Here is a 17,931-nt window from a genome sequence, read left to right as displayed (position 1 = left end):
CCGCTGCACCCGGTCCGGACCACCGGAAAGCTCAACCCCCGAGTGAGTAAACGTTTAACTCCACCACGGACCCCTTCAAACCGGCGTAGGGGCCGTGGCAATGTGAAGGTTCACATCGCGGTCCGCCCGGGCTGCGCCGACCCAGCAACGTCGCGGGTCCGCGCAGGTCGCACGCGGAGCAACCGCTTCGACCCACCCCGTCCACGGACGACTCGAAGGAGAGCACCATGAGACCAGCACGCGCGCTCGGGGCCGCCGCCCCGGTGCGGGGGACCCGACGCCGCTGGACGTCGGCCGTCGTGGCGGCCGCGACCGCCGTGACCGCCGGCGGGCTCGCGCTCGCCACGGCCCCCGCCGCGACGGCCGCGACCGTCGACACGAACGCGTCGTACGTGCTCATCAACCGCCAGAGCGGCAAGGCGCTCGACGTCTACAACCTGGCCATGAACGACGGCGCCCGCATCACGCAGTGGACCCGCAACGACGGCCAGCAGCAGCAGTGGCAGTTCGTCGACTCCGGCAACGGCGACTACCGCATCAAGTCCCGCCTGTCCGGCAAGGTGCTCGACGTCTACAACTGGTCGACCGCCGACGGCGCCGCGATCAACCAGTACACCGACCACAACCAGGCCAACCAGCGGTTCCGGCTGCAGGACGCGGGCGACGGGTACGTCATCCTCATCAACCGGCAGTCCAACAAGGCCGTCGAGGTGCAGGGCGCCTCGACCGCCGACGGCGCGAACGTCGTGCAGTACACCAACTGGGGCGGCGCCAACCAGCAGTGGCAGCTCGTGCGCCTGGGCGGCGGCACCAACCCGACGCCCACCCCGACGCCGACGCCGACGCCCGGCAACCCCGGCGGCACGTGCCAGCTCCCCACGAGCTACCGGTGGACGTCGACCGGTGCGCTCGCGCAGCCGCAGAACGGCTGGGTCTCGCTCAAGGACTTCACGGTCGCGCCCTACAACGGCCAGCAGCTCGTCTACGCCACGACGAACGACGGCCGCAACTGGGGCTCGATGAACTTCGGGCTGTTCACGAACTACTCCCAGATGGGCTCCGTCGCGCAGAACCGCATGCCGTTCAGCGCGGTCGCGCCGTCGCTGTTCTACTTCGCGCCGAAGAACATCTGGGTGCTCGCGTACCAGTGGGGTGGCGCGGCGTTCACGTACCGCACGTCCACCAACCCGGCCGACGTGAACTCCTGGTCGGCGCCGCAGAACCTGTTCACCGGCTCGATCAGCAACTCCGGCACCGGGCCGATCGACCAGGCGCTCATCGGCGACGACCGGAACATGTACCTGTTCTTCGCGGGTGACAACGGCCGGATCTACCGGGCGTCGATGCCGATCGGGAACTTCCCGGGCAACTTCGGCTCGTCGTACCAGACGATCATGACCGACACGACCGAGAACCTGTTCGAGGCCGTGCAGGTCTACAAGCTCCAGGGCCAGCAGAAGTACCTCATGATCGTCGAGGCGCAGAACGGCCAGGGTCGCTACTTCCGGTCCTTCACGGCCACGAGCCTGGACGGCACGTGGACGCCCAACGCCACGACGTTCAACAACCCGTTCGCGGGCCGTACGAACACGGGCGTGACCTGGACCAACGACATCAGCCACGGTGAGCTGCTGCGCACCAACGCCGATCAGACCATGACGATCGACCCGTGCAACCTGCAGATGCTGTACCAGGGTCGCGCGCCGGGTTCGGGCGGCGAGTACCACACGTGGCCGTACCGCCCGGGGCTGCTGACGCTCCAGCGGTAGCCGTCCCGCCGGTCGCCGTGCACGGGGCCGGGGTGGGGTCCTCCCGAGGGCCGCACCCCGGCCCCGTCCGCGCGCCCGGTTCCCCGCTGAGCGAACACGCTCGCGGAAGACCCGCGGATGGACGATGGTTCAGGTGAGCAGAACGCGGCAGGCCGTCGTCCCGACACCCGCCGCGGGCCCCGAGGAGACGAGGAGTCCGGCCATGTCCGTCATCACCACCGACGCCCCCACCGCCCAGCTCACCCGCCAGGACCGCTGCGACCGCTGCGGCGCGCAGGCGTACGTCCGCGCGACGCTCGCCACCGCGGGCGGCGCCGAGCTGCTGTTCTGCGGCCACCACTTCCGTGCGCACGAGTCCAAGCTGCTCTCCGCGGGTGCCGTCGTCCTCGACGAGCGCCACCTCATCGACGCGTGACCGTGCGGGCGCCCTCGGGTGCCCTCCGGCCGCACGACGACGGCCCGGGACGTCACCGACGTCCCGGGCCGCTGTCGTACCAGGCCGTCATGGCATCGGGCAGTCGTGGCATCGCGCAGTCGCGGTGCCGGCCCGCGCCGCCCAGGCCGTAGTCGTTCCTGGCCGTGGTCGTCCCCGGCCGGGCGTCGTCGCCGGCGCACGCTGCCCGCGTCAGGGGGTCGCCGTCGCGTCGAGCCCCGCGAGGATCACGTCGATCGCGAAGTCCCGGCGCGCGCGCTCGTCGGGGCCGGTGAGCGCGCCCGCGAGCCGGTGCACGTGCGGGAAGCGGTCGGGGTCGACGTCGGCGTAGACGTAGTGCGCGCGCCGGGGGTCCGCGCCGCGTCGGCCCGGCCCACCGCGAGCGGTGCGCTCGACGGCCGTCGCGGCGGCGAACTGCGCGATGAGGTCGATCGCGAGGGCCGCCCGGTCGTCGGGCACGCCGCCGCGGCGCAGCAGGTCGAGCTCGTGCTCGGCGAGGCGCAGCGCGCCGGGGAGCGTCGGGATGGTGCCGAGCGCGACGGTCGCGAGGCCGGGGTGCCGTTCGAGCGCCTCGACGGTGCCGACGACGGTCCCGGCGAGCGCGGCCCGCCAGCCGTGCGGCTCGGGGTCGACGAGCTCGACCGTGCCGTAGACGTGGTCGAGCGCGTGCTCGAGCAGGGTCTCGCGGCTGTCGAAGTAGGCGTACAGCGACGCGGGCCCGGTGGCGACGGCGCGCGCGACGTCGCGCAGCGAGACCCGCTCGACGCCCCGTTCCCGGACGAGCGCGAGCGTGGCGTCGAGGATCGCCTGCCGCGACAGCGCGGGCTTGGCCGGGCGCTCGCGCCGCGATGCGGGCTCGGGTGGCGTCGGCATGGCGCGAGCGTAGTTGACACGAACGCAGTTCGCGACGAACACTGTTCGTGTCGACGGAGGGAGACGTCATGGTGGTCCTGGTGGTGGGCGCGAGCGGTGCCGTGGGCGGCGCGGTGGTCGCGGGTCTGCTGGAGCGCGGTGTGGAGGTGCGCGCGACGAGCCGCACGCCCGAGCGACTGAGCCTGCCGTCGCAGGTGCGCACGTCCGCGGCCGATCTCGACGACCCCGCGTCGTTCGACCCGGCCCTCGAGGGCGTGGAGCGCGTCTTCCTCTACGCGGACATGACGCACCCGGAGCCGCTGCTGGCGCGCGTCGCCGCGGCCGGCGTGCGGCACGTCGTGCTGCTGTCGTCGTCCGCGGTGACGGCACCGGGCGCGGCGGACGACTTCAACGGCGCGCGGTTCCTGCGGGTCGAGCGCGCGGTCGAGGACTCCGGGGTCGCGCACACGTTCCTGCGGCCCGGCGGGTTCGCGAGCAACGTCGCGCGGTGGAGCTGGAGCATCCGCACCGACGGCACCGTGCCGCTGCCCCACCCCGCCGCGGCGCAGGTGCCCGTGCACGAGGCCGACGTGGCCGACGTCGCGGTCGTCGCGCTCACCGGTGACGCTCTGCTCGGCGCCGCACCCGTGCTCACGGGGCCGCAGGTGCTCACGCTCCGCGAGCAGGTCGCGACCATCGGTGACGTGCTCGGGCGCGACGTGCGGGTCGTCGAGCAGACCGAGGCCGAGTCGGCGGCGCTCCTCGCGCGGCACGTCCCCGAGGTGTGGGTGCGGCAGATCATCGGCGACTGGCGCGCGGCCGTCGGCGCGACGCCCGCCGTGTCGCGGGAGCACGAGCGCCTCACCGGGCGCCCGGCGCGCACGTTCCGCACGTGGGTCGAGGACCACGTCGACCTCTTCCGCTGACGTGCGCCGCGTGGCGCGGTGCACGACGCCGCGCGCGACGACGGTTGCGTGCGGTCACAGCGCCGCCGACGCTGGTCGCGTCCGATTCCGACACGCAGGGGGAACCGTCATGACGCGCATCACCAGGAAGCTCGGAGCCACGCTCGCCGCCGCGGGCCTGCTCACCGCCGGCGGCGTCGCCGCCGCCGTCCCGGCGCAGGCCGCGACCGTCACCAGCTACGTCATCGCGTCCGCCACGTCCAGCGGGTGCAACACCGCCCTGCAGGGCGACATCCACGACCTCAAGGCGCAGGGGATCTACAAGAACCACACCCCGTGCACCAACACCGGCGCCTCGTCGTACCCGTGGCGCGCGCAGGTCTGGTACTACGCAGTCTGAGCGGCACGGCCGGCCGGGGCGACCCGGCCGGCCACGACCTCGGGGCGAGGCTACGCCGCGATCTCCTGGTACCGGTCGACGAGCTCGACGAACTCCGCCCGCAGCCCGTAGCGGTCCTCGCCGAGCGCCGCCGCGGCCCGCCCCCGCGCACGCCGCGGGTCGGCGTCGCCCGCGTGCTCGGAGCGCGTGACCGCGAGGCCGAACTCCGCCACGGCCGAGGCGAACAGGAAGTCGGCCGACGGCCGGTCGGTCCAGGCGTCCGCTCCCGCCACGACGACGACCTCGGTGCTCTCGGCGGCACCCGGCTGCTTGTAGCGCACGTGGACCGTGAAGAAGTCGGTCGACGTGCCGATGCGCACGTCCTGGTAGGTGAGGTCGGCCCCAGGGGCCCCCTCACCGTGCGGGACGAGCTCGTAGAACGCCGTCACCGAGTGGCCGGCCCCGACGTCGCCTGCGTCCTTGGTGTCGTCCGCGAACTCCTCGTCCTCCAGGCGACGGTTGTCGTAGCCCAGCAGCCGGTACCTGCCGACCGTGGCGGGGTTGAGCTCGACCTGCACCTTGAGGTCCTGCGCGACCACGAACATCGTCGCGTCGAACTCGTCGACCAGGACCTTGCGGGCCTCGTCGAGCGTGTCGACGTACGCGTAGTTGCCGTTGCCGTGGTCGGCGATCGCCTCCATGGTGCTGTCCTTGAGGTTGCCCATCCCGAAGCCCAGCACCGACACGTAGACGCCCGAGCGCGCGTGCTCCTCGATGAGCTCGGTGAGCTCCGCGGGCGTCGACGGGCCGACGTTGAAGTCGCCGTCGGTCGCCAGGACGACGCGGTTGTTGCCACCCTCGACGAAGTGCTCGGTCGCGAGCTCGTACGCCGTCTGCAGACCCCGGGCCCCGCCCGTCGAGCCGCCGGCCCGCAGGCTGCGCAGGGTCTGCACGAGCTCGTCGTGCCGGTCCCCCGGCACCCCGGACGCGAGGACCTCGTCGCTGCCGGCGTAGGTGACGATCGAGACGGTGTCGTCCGCGTCGAGCTGCTCCACCAGGAGCGCGAACGACTCCGCGAGCAGCGGCAGCTTGTTCGGGTCGCTCATGGAGCCCGACACGTCGAGCAGGAAGACGACGTTGTTGCCGCGCGTCGTCGGCCGCGCCTGCGTGGCCTGCACGCCGATCATCGCGAGCTGATGGCCGGGCGCCCACGGCGCGGCGGCGACCTGCGTGGTCACGGTGAACGGGACGTCCGCGTCGGGGTCGGGCGCCGGGTAGTCGTAGTCGAAGTAGTTGACGAGCTCCTCGATGCGCACGCCCTGCGGGGCCACGCCCTGCCGCAGCTGGCGGCGCATGTTGCTGTACGAGGCGGTGTCGACGTCCGACGCGAACGTGGACAGCGGGCTCGTCACGACGTCCTGGAACGGCTGCTCCGGGGAGTCGTTGTACTCCTCGCGCGACGTTCCGGGCGGGCCGACCCACGCCTCGGGGAGCTCCTGGTCGTAGCCGATCTCCCGGCCGGACGTGCTGTCGCCCGTGCCGTCGCTGCACGCCGCGAGCGTTCCTGCGAGCGTCACGGCGGCTGCCGCGGCGACGACGCGGGTCCGGCGCCGGCCGTGGGGGCGACCCCCGGGGCCACGCTCCTCGCCCGGATGGAGCCGGGCTGACAACCGACCACGCATGTGTCCCCCTGTGCTCGTCGAGGACTGCAGCCTGGCGGGTCGCGCACGTCGTCAACCAGCACGGGGCGGTCACACGACCGTCCCGGTCGGGTAACGGGCCGTGTGTGCGCGTCCGGGGTCACCAGCCCGCTGAGCAGGCCGAACGGGTGAGCGCGCCGCGCTCCGGCCACGCGTGGTCACCCGCCCGGAGGACGCGACGACGGCTCCACGAGGCGCGGATGTCGTGACCGGAACGTCACCGACCGCGAGTCTCCGCCTCGTGCGCGACAGAATCTCGGTCCACCGGATCCGCTCGTCCACGGGCCACGACCGGTCGACCTGCGGGATCCTGAGAGCGGGAAGGGATGGTTCGACTCCATGACTGAGAACGTGCCGTGGCCGGTGCTGGTCGGAGAGATGCTGATCCGCCGCATCCGCCTCAACGAGTTCGAGCCCCGCATGTACCCGCCGTCCATCCCCGGCGAGCGGGCCACCGACGAGCAGATCGGGGCTGCGCGACGACGCCTCGGGCACCCGCTGGACGACCTGCACCGGGCGGTGCTGCTGGAGGGTGACGGCTGGGAGAACGGCTTCGGCTACGGCGACCTGCTCTCCACCGACCAGCTCGGGCACGGGCACCGCTGGCAGCAGGCCATGACGCACCTGGACGACCTGTACGAGAACCTCGACCCCGCCGATCTGCCCCCGCGCGACCGGCTCTACCCGGTGCACGTCGGTGACGAGGAGATCGTGGTCGTCGACCTCGCGGGCCCCGTGACCGACGGCGGGCACCCCGTCCACTGGCTCGGCCACGACGAGCTCATCCAGAGCTGGCCGAACCTCTACGAGTACTGGCTCTCAGCCCTCACCTATCTCCAGAAGGACGTCGACTGGGCGCTGGAGCAGGCTCGAACAGGGGCGAACTGACGTCAGCCGAGATCCCGCACGACAGACCCAGACGAGCGCGGCCCCGGCCTCGGTGCGGGAGTACGCGGCAGCATGGGGCATCACCATGCTCGACACGTCATGCAGAGTGCGCAATCGAGCTGAGCTCGACGTTCAGATGACGGACATTCTCGGGAGCGGCGGCAACTGATGCTCTGGCGCCACGCGACGATCGATCTGGACTACCCCGACGGTGAGCGGTACTACCACCGGGTGCGTTCCACGCGCCGGCGCAAGGCGCCCTTCGAGCCCGACGGGCACGTCCGCGTGGAGATCACCGACAAGACCGTCGATCCCGGCACACGAGACGTCTTCACCAACGACGACATGACGGTCCAGTCGTTCTGGATGACTCACCCGAACTTCGGTGAGTGGGACGAGCTCACCGACCCCGAGTTCGGTACGGCGCCCACGACCTGACCCGCGTCGGGGACCCACCCGACGCGACCTCCCGCGCCCACGCCCCCACCAGCCCCGACCTGTCTGTCCCGCCGATTCGTCACCCGCCGCACCGCTCACCGTGCACCCGCGGACGACACGCGCGTTACCCAGCGACGTGGGAGCCCACCTCGTCGCGGCGAGCGGCGGGGCGGTGGCGACCAGACGACGTTCACCACGCTGGCACGTGACGTGCTGCCCGTCGTGCGCGAGGTCACCGGGTACGACATCGGGCACCAGCCGGACCCCTACGAGCGCAAGCTGCTGGGCCTGACGGCTTGACCGCGAACCCCAGGGCGACTCCTGCCGACGCCGGGGCGGTGCACGCCCGGCGCGACCACACCGCCGTCATCCCGAGGGTTCCACCGACCGGCTACGGCGACGCGAACCACGGTCCACCACCGCCGCGACGCCCACGCCACCGGCTCCGGCCAGCCTGTACCGTCGACCTCGTCAGCCGCAGCGGCCCTCACCAGGCACCCGCGGAGGACACGGGTGCTGTCCCGTGGTTTCCACGAACGAAACCCCTCATCACCCGGGCCTCTCGGGCATGGGGAAATCGTCTCCTTCCAGGGAGAAGACGACTTTGGACGCACACCCGACGCCCAAGTCGCGGACGACTCGGGCCCGAGTCCGGAACGTAGACCGCAGAGTCGTGGAACGACACCCCGGTCCCTCACCACGGCAGACGCCGGTATGGGGCCCAATCCCAGTTGGGCTCCTCGGGCGCCGCGCGCAGCAAGTGCCAGACAGAGGCGCGTCCGCTAGGCGAGGATGGCAGCGTGGAGACGCGGTCTGGCACCCAACTCAACGGCTGGCACCGTTGACGACATCGAGCGAGGCCGCACCACGGGGTTCGGAGCCCGCGCCAGCTGAGCCAACTCCTGCCGCATCCGAGGAGTTCGCCAGAGTCAACAACCGCCTAACCGTCCACGACTACCTGCCCCGCACGTTCCACGACGGAACCGCCGCAGCGGGCAAGTGTGAATGGAGCTCACACGTCTGCGTCGACCTGACGCTCGAGGAGGCCGGGGCCCTCGCCTGGGTCCTGGTAGACACGATCATGTCGGCTCGCTTCGGCCGCGCAACGCATCTCCACGCTGAATGGCGCCAACACACCCTGGAGGGCACCAAGCTTGCCGCGCCGCGCGACCGCCTCATCGGATCGTTCGTCGCGCCAGTCTTCGGGCTGCCGGGCGCCGCGAAGAGCGATGACCACCTACACGGGCACGTGGGCGAGTGGCTCTGGCACCTGCTTACGAAGGACAACCCCGCTGTCCGCGTTCAGCCAGACCCGAAGGGTGATGTCACCGACGCAGGAAGCGATGGCTTCTCCATCTACGAGACGGGGACCGGTGAACTCCGGTTTCGACTCTGGGAGAGCAAGAAAAACACCGGCTCGGGGTCCCTGGCTGCAAGTCTCAACAGGGCCTACGCGCAACTCGAGGGCCACGGCCAGCGGTACGTCGCCAAGATCGTTGGCGCGTTCGGAGGCGTCTCCAGCGAGACGCCCAACGAAGTCAAGGCCCTCGTGACCGATCTCCCCGAAGCTTGGCTTCAGGGCGACAAGCTTGTCGGCGCGGGGGTAATGCTCGCGACGCACCAGGACCTTCCCGCAACGCCTTTCACGGGCATGGCGATCAAACTGCCGTTGCTCGACAAGCCCGGCCAACTGCGGGGCCTGGTCACAAGCCTTAGCTGCTTCGTCGAGATCGCGATGATGGTCAGGAGGTACGCGTGGACCGCGCTCTAGCCACAGACCACGTCGCAGGCGCGTTCGGCGAGGTCACGCTCAGCGAGCTCCCCACCGTTGACGAGTTGACCGAACTCATCGCCGAGCTTGAGATCGAGCTCGTCCGCGGCCTGACCGAAGACGGATTCCGAGCGGACCTCGCGCCGTTGCGACGAGCGGCGTGGTATCTGCACGGGATCGCTTCAACAGCCGAGGCGTCTCGATACCCCGCCGCGCAACGCCGCCGAGCCTTCGCCGTCAGCGCACACGTCCTCGACCTGCTCCTCGAGGATGCGGCTGAAACCGGCCGCGACCGCTTGGCCACCGCCTTCGCTGCACAGGTCGGGTACCACCGGGCCGACGAGAGCCCAAATGCAGGCGCCATTCTCCGGAGGATGCGACTCGTTCTTCTCGAGCCTACGGCATTTACCGAGAGCGCAGAAGTGGCTCTGCAAGCGGGGATCCTCCTGCTCGGCCTGGACATGTCGTTGCTCAACCAGCACCTGCGCGCCTGGGCTTCGGCCGCGACGGTTCTGACGCGCGACGCCCAGCTCGACAGCCTCGACGGGACCACGTTCGGCCCAACGCAGCGACTACTGCGAGGCATCACCGACCTCACGACGTACCTGCGCGAAGGCAACACTCAAGCCCTCGAGAACGCGCACGCGCACCTTCTGCTCGTCCTGCGCGCCGAGGTGGGCCTGAGCGACCTGGACACGCGATGGGTTGCCGGACACGTGCTCAGGGTCGCGGACGAGTTGAGCCGCAGCAGTGTCTGGGCGGTGCTTCCGGGCGACGTTCCGGCCGCCGTGAAGCAGGCCTTCACGCTCGATCGACAGCCCGTGCTAACGCTCTGGCCCCCCCAGCGCAGCCTTGTCACCCACCCGACGCTCAGCCCTCTGAACCCAGACACTAAGAGGCTACTCGTCTCCGTCCCGACGAGCGCCGGCAAGACGCTACTCGCGCAACTTATCATTTGTGCACATACTGCACAGGATGAGCGTGACGTCTGCTACGTGACGCCGCTTCGCAGCCTCGGCCGAGAGATGCGCCAGTCGCTCCGATCCCGGCTCAGGTACATCGACCGCCGGCTGGGTGCCGACCTGCCCGACGGCTTCGGTACGGAAGATCTCACCAGCGATGAACCAGGCGACACCGATAATGTTGGTCCGACACCGCAGGTCGAGGTGATGACGCCCGAGCGACTCATGAACGCACTGCGGCAGTCGCCGCAGGAGGTGCTGAGCCGGTTCAGCCTGTTCATCATCGACGAGGCGCACCTCATCGCTCAGCGTGGCGGCCGCGGACTGCTCCTCGAAGGGCTCTTGTCGCTATTGGATGCCAGCAGCGCGAGGCTGATGCTGTTCTCGGGGGTGATCGGAAACGCCGCCTCCCTCGCAGCGTGGACATCGTCGGGGACAGAAGAGGTCCTGTTTACTGATGAGTGGCGCGCGCCGCGGCGCCTACACATCCTGACCGCGACCGACAGGATCGAGGCGAGTAGAACGGACATCCCTGGCCGCCGTGGTGGTGTGGACAAGATCCGATACGACCTGCGTGCGCAGCTCGCCGTCCGCCCGACACGTTCAACCGAACGTCGACTCGTCACCAGCGACGACACCCCGATCGGTCAACTTGTACTTCGAGCCGACAACCGACGCAAGGCAGCAAGTGGCAACACGGCGGCGTACGAAACCACCGCAAGAACAGCCACCCACCTTCTTCGGGCGGGCAGCCTGTTGATGGTCGTCTCTCAACGCAACATCGCACGCAACGCGGCACGAGTCATGGCTAGCGAACTGGAAGATGACCCGCGCTCGCAAGGTCTCGCGGACTCACTTGCAGCACGCCTCGGCACGAGCCATCCACTGATCGACTGCGTCCGCAAGGGCGTGGCGTACCACCACGCCGGACTGCCCGTAGAGGTGCAGGAGGCGGTCGAAGACGCGATCCGCGCCGAAACAATCAAGGCGGTCGTTGCGACGAGTACGCTCACCGACGGCGTAAACCTTCCGGTCCGAACAGTCGTCATAGCCACGACTGAATACGACGGCCAGGACCCGGGTCAGCGGATGTCCGCAGCGCAGCTCCTCAATGCGGTCGGCCGGGCTGGCCGGGCCGGCAAGGAGTCCGAAGGGTGGATTGTCCTCGCCCTGCAGAAGGCTCTAGAAGGTCGCGATTTCGAGCGGCTAGCACCGACGCCGGCAGACCTTGAGGTGCGCTCGACGCTTGCCGACACTGACGCGCTAGCTGCGCTCGCCGAGGCAGAGGCCCTAGTGGCCGAGACGCAGGACGCGATCCTGCGGCTCCCTCCCGACCGGGCGGCCGGTGGCTTCGTGAACTACGTCTGGTTCATCCTCCATGCTTTGGAGCTCGTACCCGACCTCCGTTCAACGCGCACATGGCGAGACGTCGTAAATCGACTCTTCGCCTTCACTCAACTCCCCGAAGATCTTAGGTGGCGGTGGCTCCGGCTCGCTGAAGTCGTCGCCGCTCGCTACCAGCTGACGCCGCAGATGTCGCGGCGTCGGTGGGCGCAAGCAGGGACCAGCCTCGGATCTGCGGCTGCCATTGAGTCGATCGCAGCTGCTCTCGCGGACGGCGCTCAGCTCCGGGACGTCGGGGATGAACTTTCGCTAGCCGAGACTCTCGAGGTGCTCGCGGCGCAGGACGTCTATGCCCAGCTGTTGCAGCTCCCCGAACGCGGCAGAAGCTGGCGGTTCCGCACCTCGCCGCGTGGCGAACCTATTGAGGTCGCGACCGACGCGATAGTTCGTGACTGGATTGCGGGTCGCGACCTCACTGATCTCGCCAACACGCATCTCAGCGCGGTCATCGATCCGGCTTTTCGGCTTGAGCAGATGGTCGACGGCATCAGCGAGGGCGTCCAGCACTACCTCTCCTGGACAGTCGGACTTGTCGTCGCCCAGGCGAACGAGATCCTGCTCTCGCGGTTTAGCCCAGTTCAACTGTTCCCTACAACGTCCGCCCACCTCCGCTACGGCGTCGACACGCCACTTGCCGTCGACCTGCTCGTCAGAGACGTAAAGTCTCGCGCCCTGGCCCGAGACCTTGGTCGGATCGCGCGAGACCTCGGACTCGATGTAATCGGACTGCGGGAGTACCTCAGCGAACAGCACATCGGCGGATGGCGCGCCTCCCTCGGGGCGACGCCGACGGATGTGCTCGACCTGCTCCAGTACGTCCAGGGCGCAGACCGACACAAGTTGAGCGAGCTGATGGAGACAGGGTCAGTCACAGCGCAGATGCGCCCGACCAGCGAGGACCGGGTCTCGGAGCGCGCTGCTGCACTGCCCGTCACTATCGTCCCCACTTCGGACGGCGACGAGTTCAAGGTCATCGCTGATGGTGCGGTTTTCGGGATCATCGTCGCGCGTGATCACGCTGGAGTCGCAGCCGTACTGGATAGCGGCGTACTTGTCGACGTCAACCTCCGCGGTACGACAGTGACAATCACGCGAGCCGTCGGAGGGCAACTCAGCTTCCTCTAGTCCTGCGACGCCCTCGCAATGAGCAGCTCAAGAGTTGTAGTCCAGATGCTGGGGTACACGCGGGCACGGGAGGCGAACGCCCAGGGGCCGACGACGGCGCCGCCGCCGATCGGTCGGCGGCGGCGCCTAACTCATGCGGCCTGGTGAATCTTCGCGACGACAGTGAGGCGGCTCGGCTCGATTGACGCGTTTGCTCCTCGACAGATGCCGCACCGAGCGTTGAATGCGCCCGGTTCGTGTCCAGCCGCGTCGCAGCCGGTGGCCCACGCGGCGAAGAGCCCAGCATGGACCTTAGGTGCCTGGACTGCGATCTCGTCTTCGACGGCGACCATCGCCATGAATGCGTCGTGGGCGTCGTCGAGGTTGTGGCTCGCGCGCTCCGTGGCGTACAGGGCGAGGCGGTCGCGGACTTCGAGGAGCCGCGCGACGTGGCGGGTCAGGTGCACCCCGCTGATGTGGATGGCTGCCGACTCGGTCGAAGCGGCCGGGTGGTTCGTGGTGGGCATGTCGTCCTCCTGGTTGGCACGCGGGTCGTGGGGCGCGGCCCGTCGTGCGGAGCGCCAGTGGCGCTCGTCTCGCACCGCGACGGCTCGACGCGGTGTGGCAGTGGCCCGTGGGGCGGCGCGGGCAGCCGGCCGTATCACCTCCTCTCGTCGGTGGCTGCTCGCTCCCCAGCTGCAGGGCCTGGGGCTCTGTTCAGTTGTCAAGGTGCAGTGCTGGTCGCACCGTGCGGCGTAGTGCGCGCGCGGCAGTCGGCGCACGCCGCGGTCCGCGTTCACCAGACGTGTCTCGGCGCGCGGCCGATGGCGTGCCTCCACCCGGGTGCGCCCTCGCATCGACGCGGGGCGGGCGCCCTCGCGGTGGCGCCACGGCAAGGGTGCACTCATCGACGTCGCGCGCGACGCGTTTCGTGCTGGCCGACACGGCCTACGCGTCACCCTCGAGGGGCTCGATCGCGGTGCACGTGCGGGGGATCCACCAGCGGTGCTCGTCGGATGCCGGCACGGGGTCGGTCAGGAAGCGGTGCCGGTCGCCGACGCGTATGACGCCGGTATCCCCGCGGGTCGACGCGACCTCGACGAGCGGGACCCACTCGTCGTCGTAAGGCATGGCCGGGCTGCCGGGGCCGCGCCGGCGGGAGAGCAGCATCGCGTCCAGGTCGAGCAGGCAGACAGTGGTGCTCGTGCTGCGGAGCAGCCAACGCCCGCCCTCGTCGATGCGCAGCTCGGTCTTGGTCGTGTGGTTGTTTGTCATGCAGCGACCGTGCGCGCGGGCGTGCTGGTGACATACGCCGCGACAGCGACCGCTGGCGCCCCCGTTCGGCGTCGGTACACGCGTGGCCCAGCTCAGGGCCGGCCACACGTCACGCAGGAACGGTGGGACTTGCAGGCCCATGCGGGCCAAGGTCTCGCGGACGAGCGCCCGCGTCTCGTGAATCTCGGTGGACGTGGACCGGCCCGTCCCAGCGCGCCACGTGACGGCACACTCACAGCCAGCCACCGGGCAGAACAGCAGCCCCATGGGCACGGGGTGCCCGGTAGGCAGTGACGCGAGCAGATGCCCGTCTCGGTCATGGGTACACGTGGTGCAGGACGGGCTGGGAGCGATGGGTTGATCAGGCCCACCGCCATGGGCGTGCATCGGCTCGACGCAAGTCCGTGTCGCATCGGCGACATGCGCCGGTCACGACGTCGGCGCCGAGGCAACCCTCGTGGAGCCGTCGGCCGTCGGGAGGCGGGACCGCGCTGGCGCCAGCACGCAGTCTGTCTGATCATCTCGTGCCTGGGTGTGCTCCGGTGAGTGCGATGTGCAGCTGGAGCGGAACGGCGTCGAGTGCCTTGTCGAGCAGCTGCTCGAGCCAGACGGCGCTCGGGCTCTTGTCGACGTCGATGGCGCGCGTCCACTCCACCGGCCGATACCGGGCAAGCATCGACAAGGCGTAGAGCATCACCCACCAGGCGAGCAACGGGTCGAGATAACCGCCCCCTTCGCGCCAGGCGGGCATCAGCGCCGACGAGCCGCGGTAGTTGCTCAACGTTCGCTGCGCGTCCGGCAACTGAAAGCGGCGCACGGGTGTCCCCTGGCCGGGGGTGTTCCCCGTGTAGCCGTAGTTGCCGTCGGTCAGCTCGGCCGAACCGAGTTGCGGGTAGGCGGCACGGAGCATGCTCGCGTCTTCGTCGTCGTCGGGGACCGCTAGACGGAAGGAGTCGCCCTCGGCGTCAACCAGATGAGTGGGGTGGTGCCCGTCGATCGGGAAGTCAAAGCTCACCTCGGGAAGCATCATCCACACCGCGGCAAGGCTGACGCCCTCGGGCTGCAGGCTGTCAGACCCCGTGAGCCACGCGAGCCGACCGAACGAGGTGTCACGACCACCCTCGCCGCGCACCTGCAGCTTGAAGACGTCGTCACCGGGGCGCAGGGCGTCCAGCTCGTGAACCTTCAGGCCGTGCTTGGAGACGACCGGACTGATGCCCTGTCCGTCCGGGGTGCGTGCGGCCGCGATCGCTCGCCCTGCCTGTGAAAGGCCGTAGAACAGGTTCAGCGGCCTCGACTCCGGTCCCACCGAGGCGGCCGCACGGAACTGCTGTTCGGCCTGTTCGAGCGCGCCGGCGTACAGCGCGCGCCTCGAATCGGCCGTTCCATCGGGGAGCCTGGAACGCGTCAACCTGATCGCACGCCAGGCGGTCTGCCTGTCACCGTCCATCTCGAACCACCGGACCATGGCCAGCATTGTGGCCTTGACGCCCGCCGTAGGAAGCGAGTCTGCCGGCCAATGTCACCAGCTGTGTCTCGATCACGGTGTCGCCGCGTTGCGAGGCCGTGGGTGCCTCGGCGCCGGAGGTTGACTCCCCATGGCACGACGACTGCCGACCGACGAGGTCCCGCACCGTCCACACCGGCCGGTGCGCGGGATGCAGGACACGCTGGAGGGCGTGATGCTCCAGTGGCAGATCTCCGAGGTGCACTCCCCTCAGACCTACGACCGGATGACCGAGACGGTGCACCGGTTCGCTGCCCGCCTCGCCGCCCAGGGCATCGGCACGTTCGCCGCGGTGACGGCCGAGCAGGCGGCGGCCTTCGTCCTGGCCCCGACACGTGAGGGTCGGCGCCCGGAGGTAAGCACCCAGCACGCTCGGCGGACGGCCGTCCGCACCCTGTACAGGACCTTGCGCCGCCTGGACCACCCTGTCGGCGACCCGACGTTGGACCTGGTGCTGCCGCCGCGCGGGCTGAGGGTCGCCCGGCCGCTGACCGACGACGAGGTGACACTCGCCCGCGCGTCCGCGCAGGCGATGCCAGGCCGCCGCGGATGGATGCGCGCCACCGCGTGGGCGCTCGGGGAGGCCGGCGCGGTGTCATCGGAGATCACCACGGTACGGGTCAGCGACCTCAACGACCCGGACAACCCCCAGCACGTCCACCTGCCCGGCACCCGGCGGCTGCGGCCACGGCGGGTCGAACTGACCCCGTGGGCCCATCAGGTACTCGCCTACCGGGTGATGACGTTGCGGCGCGCCGGCCGCGGCAACCCCGGCACTCTGCTCGCTTCCGGGGGTGCGACGCCTCCCGGCGGGGCGAAGGCGCAAGCCACGGTCTGCAACGCTCTGCGCGACGTGCTGAACGCGGCAGGGCTCAGCGGTGAGCCGGACGTGCGCCCGTCCTCGCTGCGGCACTGGGTCGGACGCCGCGCGTTCGACGCCGGAGCCCCGATCGAGCAGGTCGCCACGCTGCTCGGGCACCGCTCGCTGGACGCCACGGCTGAGGACATCGCCCTGGACTGGGCCAAGGAGGCCGACCACCGATGAGCGCCCGCACATACGCCCTACCGCCGGCCCCTCGAGGCCGCCGCTCCCCGGCCGCGACCCTCACGACCGCCGAGCAGATCACCGCGGTCTTCACGCACCGCGCCCTGTACGAGATGGCCGCAGCCGTCCCGGAGAGGGACCGGATCGGACGGCCTCGCAAGTTCCCGACGTACCTGATCCTCGGGTTCGCGGTGCTGCAGCGGATCTACCGTTCCGGGGCGCGCGCGGAGCACGAGCTGACCGACCCGACGACCTGGTCGACGGTACGCGCCGCCATCACGACGGCACAGGCCGACTTCGACGACCTCTCGATCCCCGACCCCGGCCCCGGCCCCGGCCCCGAGCCTCCGCACTGGCAGGCGTTCCGCTACGCCCGCAACCGCTACCTCACCGACCCCGACGTCCAGGCCGACCTGGTGGAGGTGTTCACCTGGCACGCCGTGCGGCAGGCACGCGAGATGGGTCTGCTCGAACCCGCTGGGCCAGGTTCGCTGTGCCACCCGGACACCACGCGCACCGTCTACGGCGACAGCACGGTCATCCGCCCGATGTACCGGCCACCCGCGGCGCGGCGCACCACCGACCCCACCACGGGGAGCCCAGCGATCACCTACCTCGACCCAGCCGGCCGGCCGATCGACAAGCCCACGCGCCGGTTCGACCCGGACGTGGCCGAGTACCACGGGCACACCGGCCCCGTGCACGGGCAGATCTTCGTCGCCTGGTCGGTCCGCGGACCCGGGCCTCACCAACGCGTCGTGCTGACCGTCGGCCGCGTGCAACGTCCAGGTCAGGAAGCCGACGACGCCATGGCCGCGTTCTGGCCGTTGCATGCCATTGCCGGCGCGGGCATCCAGGCCGTCGTCTACGACGGCGCCATGCGCGGAGCACACATCGACGAGCTCATGACCCGGGCCGACGTCGTCGTGATCAACAAGGTCCACGCGTCCTCCAAGACAGCGGCCCGGCGCGGGAAGACGACCAAACCCCGCTGGTTCACCCTCGGCACCTGGCAGCACGACGCCGCCACAGGTCCGTGCACGCACCAGCTCGCGGCCGTCGACGGAGCCGTCAGCGAGATCGGACTCGACGAGGCCGGGCGGCCCGTCGTGCTCGGCCGCCTGCACCGGGCGCAGGTCAAACGGCCCCGACGTTCCTCGGGACGCTTCCACTTCAACGTCGGCTACACCGTGCCCTGCCCACAGGGGGCATTCCCCGCCTGGGTCACGCCGCACGGCGCCACAGGCGACACCGGGGTCTGCTGCACGAGTAGGTGACAGCGGAACTCAGGCGGCGAGTGTGACCTGAGTGGTCATGATCGTCTCGTACTCGATGGGGGTCAGGCGGCCGAGGCGGACCTGGCGCCTGCGGCGGTGGTAGGTCCGTTCGATCCAGGTGATGATCGCCAGGCGCAGTTCTTCACGGGTGGCCCAGCGGCGGCGGTCCAGGACGTTCTTCTGCAGCAGCGAGAAGAACGACTCCATCGCGGCGTTGTCCCC

The 17,931-nt window shown here is 70.1% G+C and carries 16 protein-coding genes; 10 read left to right on the top strand and 6 right to left on the bottom strand.

Annotated features, from left to right (window positions below):
* Positions 1-227 precede the first annotated feature (227 nt).
* Together E4A51_RS16975 and E4A51_RS16970 are read left to right on the top strand one after the other, a co-directional pair.
* The gene (locus E4A51_RS16975; RefSeq protein WP_070320842.1) at positions 228-1,769 is read left to right on the top strand and encodes a non-reducing end alpha-L-arabinofuranosidase family hydrolase; all 1,542 of its coding nucleotides are present in this window, start codon (positions 228-230) and stop codon (positions 1,767-1,769) included.
* Between the two features lie 202 nt (positions 1,770-1,971).
* Positions 1,972-2,184 carry a hypothetical protein gene (locus E4A51_RS16970; protein WP_046529122.1) on the top strand — a complete coding sequence of 71 codons (213 nt, stop codon included), beginning with the start codon at positions 1,972-1,974 and terminating at the stop codon, positions 2,182-2,184.
* A 210-nt stretch (positions 2,185-2,394) separates the two neighbouring features.
* Here the strand turns inward: E4A51_RS16970 and E4A51_RS16965 are convergent, their stop codons facing one another.
* Complete coding sequence (locus tag E4A51_RS16965) at positions 2,395-3,075, bottom strand: TetR/AcrR family transcriptional regulator (RefSeq protein WP_134852456.1); 681 nt, start codon at positions 3,073-3,075, stop codon at positions 2,395-2,397.
* Between the two features lie 68 nt (positions 3,076-3,143).
* Between E4A51_RS16965 and E4A51_RS16960 the strand changes: the two genes are divergently transcribed.
* The gene (locus tag E4A51_RS16960) at positions 3,144-3,980 is read left to right on the top strand and encodes an NAD(P)H-binding protein (protein WP_134852455.1); all 837 of its coding nucleotides are present in this window, start codon (positions 3,144-3,146) and stop codon (positions 3,978-3,980) included.
* 109 nt (positions 3,981-4,089) lie between these two features.
* A complete protein-coding gene (locus tag E4A51_RS16955) occupies positions 4,090-4,359 on the top strand; it encodes a hypothetical protein (RefSeq protein ID WP_134852454.1) in 270 nt (89 codons plus the stop codon).
* Between the two features lie 50 nt (positions 4,360-4,409).
* Here E4A51_RS16955 and E4A51_RS16950 read toward each other — a convergent pair whose 3' ends face one another.
* Positions 4,410-5,915, bottom strand: a complete 1,506-nt coding sequence (locus tag E4A51_RS16950) for a VWA domain-containing protein (protein WP_240696533.1) — start codon at positions 5,913-5,915, stop codon at positions 4,410-4,412.
* A gap of 462 nt (positions 5,916-6,377) precedes the next feature.
* Between E4A51_RS16950 and E4A51_RS16945 the strand changes: the two genes are divergently transcribed.
* From E4A51_RS16945 to E4A51_RS16930, 4 genes are all read left to right on the top strand, one after another.
* Positions 6,378-6,926 (top strand): SMI1/KNR4 family protein, encoded by a 549-nt coding sequence (locus E4A51_RS16945; RefSeq protein ID WP_134852452.1) that lies wholly within the window; start codon positions 6,378-6,380, stop codon positions 6,924-6,926.
* A gap of 168 nt (positions 6,927-7,094) precedes the next feature.
* Entirely contained in the window at positions 7,095-7,364 is a 270-nt protein-coding gene (locus tag E4A51_RS16940; protein WP_134852451.1) for a hypothetical protein, read from the top strand.
* Between the two features lie 841 nt (positions 7,365-8,205).
* Positions 8,206-9,135, top strand: coding sequence for a hypothetical protein (locus tag E4A51_RS16935; protein WP_134852450.1), 930 nt, complete (start codon positions 8,206-8,208; stop codon positions 9,133-9,135).
* Complete coding sequence (locus E4A51_RS16930) at positions 9,120-12,626, top strand: DEAD/DEAH box helicase (protein ID WP_134852449.1); 3,507 nt, start codon at positions 9,120-9,122, stop codon at positions 12,624-12,626. Before E4A51_RS16935 ends, E4A51_RS16930 begins: the two co-directional genes overlap by 16 nt.
* Before the next feature lie 131 nt (positions 12,627-12,757).
* Here the strand turns inward: E4A51_RS16930 and E4A51_RS16925 are convergent, their stop codons facing one another.
* The 3 genes from E4A51_RS16925 to E4A51_RS16915 all read right to left on the bottom strand — a co-directional run bounded on the left by E4A51_RS16925 (position 12,758) and on the right by E4A51_RS16915 (position 15,348).
* Positions 12,758-13,132: a hypothetical protein gene (locus E4A51_RS16925; protein ID WP_134852448.1), complete on the bottom strand. Its 375-nt coding sequence runs from the start codon at positions 13,130-13,132 to the stop codon at positions 12,758-12,760.
* A 421-nt stretch (positions 13,133-13,553) separates the two neighbouring features.
* Complete coding sequence (locus E4A51_RS16920) at positions 13,554-13,880, bottom strand: hypothetical protein (RefSeq protein ID WP_134852447.1); 327 nt, start codon at positions 13,878-13,880, stop codon at positions 13,554-13,556.
* A 517-nt stretch (positions 13,881-14,397) separates the two neighbouring features.
* Entirely contained in the window at positions 14,398-15,348 is a 951-nt protein-coding gene (locus tag E4A51_RS16915; RefSeq protein ID WP_134852446.1) for a hypothetical protein, read from the bottom strand.
* Between the two features lie 190 nt (positions 15,349-15,538).
* Here E4A51_RS16915 and E4A51_RS16910 point away from each other — a divergent pair, with 190 nt between their 5' ends.
* Together E4A51_RS16910 and E4A51_RS16905 are read left to right on the top strand one after the other, a co-directional pair.
* Positions 15,539-16,432 carry a site-specific integrase gene (locus E4A51_RS16910; protein ID WP_167748955.1) on the top strand — a complete coding sequence of 298 codons (894 nt, stop codon included), beginning with the start codon at positions 15,539-15,541 and terminating at the stop codon, positions 16,430-16,432.
* A complete protein-coding gene (locus E4A51_RS16905; RefSeq protein ID WP_134852444.1) occupies positions 16,429-17,709 on the top strand; it encodes a hypothetical protein in 1,281 nt (426 codons plus the stop codon). The genes E4A51_RS16910 and E4A51_RS16905 overlap by 4 nt, the downstream gene beginning before the upstream one ends.
* Before the next feature lie 9 nt (positions 17,710-17,718).
* On the opposite strand, the gene E4A51_RS16900 is transcribed toward E4A51_RS16905, so the two are convergent.
* The coding region (locus E4A51_RS16900; protein ID WP_167748954.1) for an IS3 family transposase at positions 17,719-17,931 on the bottom strand (213 nt) is incomplete at its 5' end.

The organism is Cellulomonas sp. HD19AZ1, assembly GCF_004535805.1.
Lineage (GTDB): Bacteria > Actinomycetota > Actinomycetes > Actinomycetales > Cellulomonadaceae > Cellulomonas > Cellulomonas iranensis.
Note: the sequence above shows the minus strand (reverse complement) of the source record. Positions and strands in the feature narration are given on the sequence as shown.

What these genes read in the sequence shown, in the direction of transcription:
- E4A51_RS16975 (WP_070320842.1), top strand. Translation starts at nt 228, where the DNA reads ATGAGACCAGCACGCGCGCTCGGGGCCGCCGCCCCGGTGCGGGGGACC.
- E4A51_RS16970 (WP_046529122.1), top strand. Translation starts at nt 1,972, where the DNA reads ATGTCCGTCATCACCACCGACGCCCCCACCGCCCAGCTCACCCGCCAG.
- E4A51_RS16965 (WP_134852456.1), bottom strand. Translation starts at nt 3,075, where the DNA reads ATGCCGACGCCACCCGAGCCCGCATCGCGGCGCGAGCGCCCGGCCAAG.
- E4A51_RS16960 (WP_134852455.1), top strand. Translation starts at nt 3,144, where the DNA reads ATGGTGGTCCTGGTGGTGGGCGCGAGCGGTGCCGTGGGCGGCGCGGTG.
- E4A51_RS16955 (WP_134852454.1), top strand. Translation starts at nt 4,090, where the DNA reads ATGACGCGCATCACCAGGAAGCTCGGAGCCACGCTCGCCGCCGCGGGC.
- E4A51_RS16945 (WP_134852452.1), top strand. Translation starts at nt 6,378, where the DNA reads ATGACTGAGAACGTGCCGTGGCCGGTGCTGGTCGGAGAGATGCTGATC.
- E4A51_RS16940 (WP_134852451.1), top strand. Translation starts at nt 7,095, where the DNA reads ATGCTCTGGCGCCACGCGACGATCGATCTGGACTACCCCGACGGTGAG.
- E4A51_RS16925 (WP_134852448.1), bottom strand. Translation starts at nt 13,132, where the DNA reads ATGCCCACCACGAACCACCCGGCCGCTTCGACCGAGTCGGCAGCCATC.
- E4A51_RS16920 (WP_134852447.1), bottom strand. Translation starts at nt 13,880, where the DNA reads ATGACAAACAACCACACGACCAAGACCGAGCTGCGCATCGACGAGGGC.
- E4A51_RS16915 (WP_134852446.1), bottom strand. Translation starts at nt 15,348, where the DNA reads ATGGTCCGGTGGTTCGAGATGGACGGTGACAGGCAGACCGCCTGGCGT.
- E4A51_RS16910 (WP_167748955.1), top strand. Translation starts at nt 15,539, where the DNA reads ATGCAGGACACGCTGGAGGGCGTGATGCTCCAGTGGCAGATCTCCGAG.
- E4A51_RS16905 (WP_134852444.1), top strand. Translation starts at nt 16,429, where the DNA reads ATGAGCGCCCGCACATACGCCCTACCGCCGGCCCCTCGAGGCCGCCGC.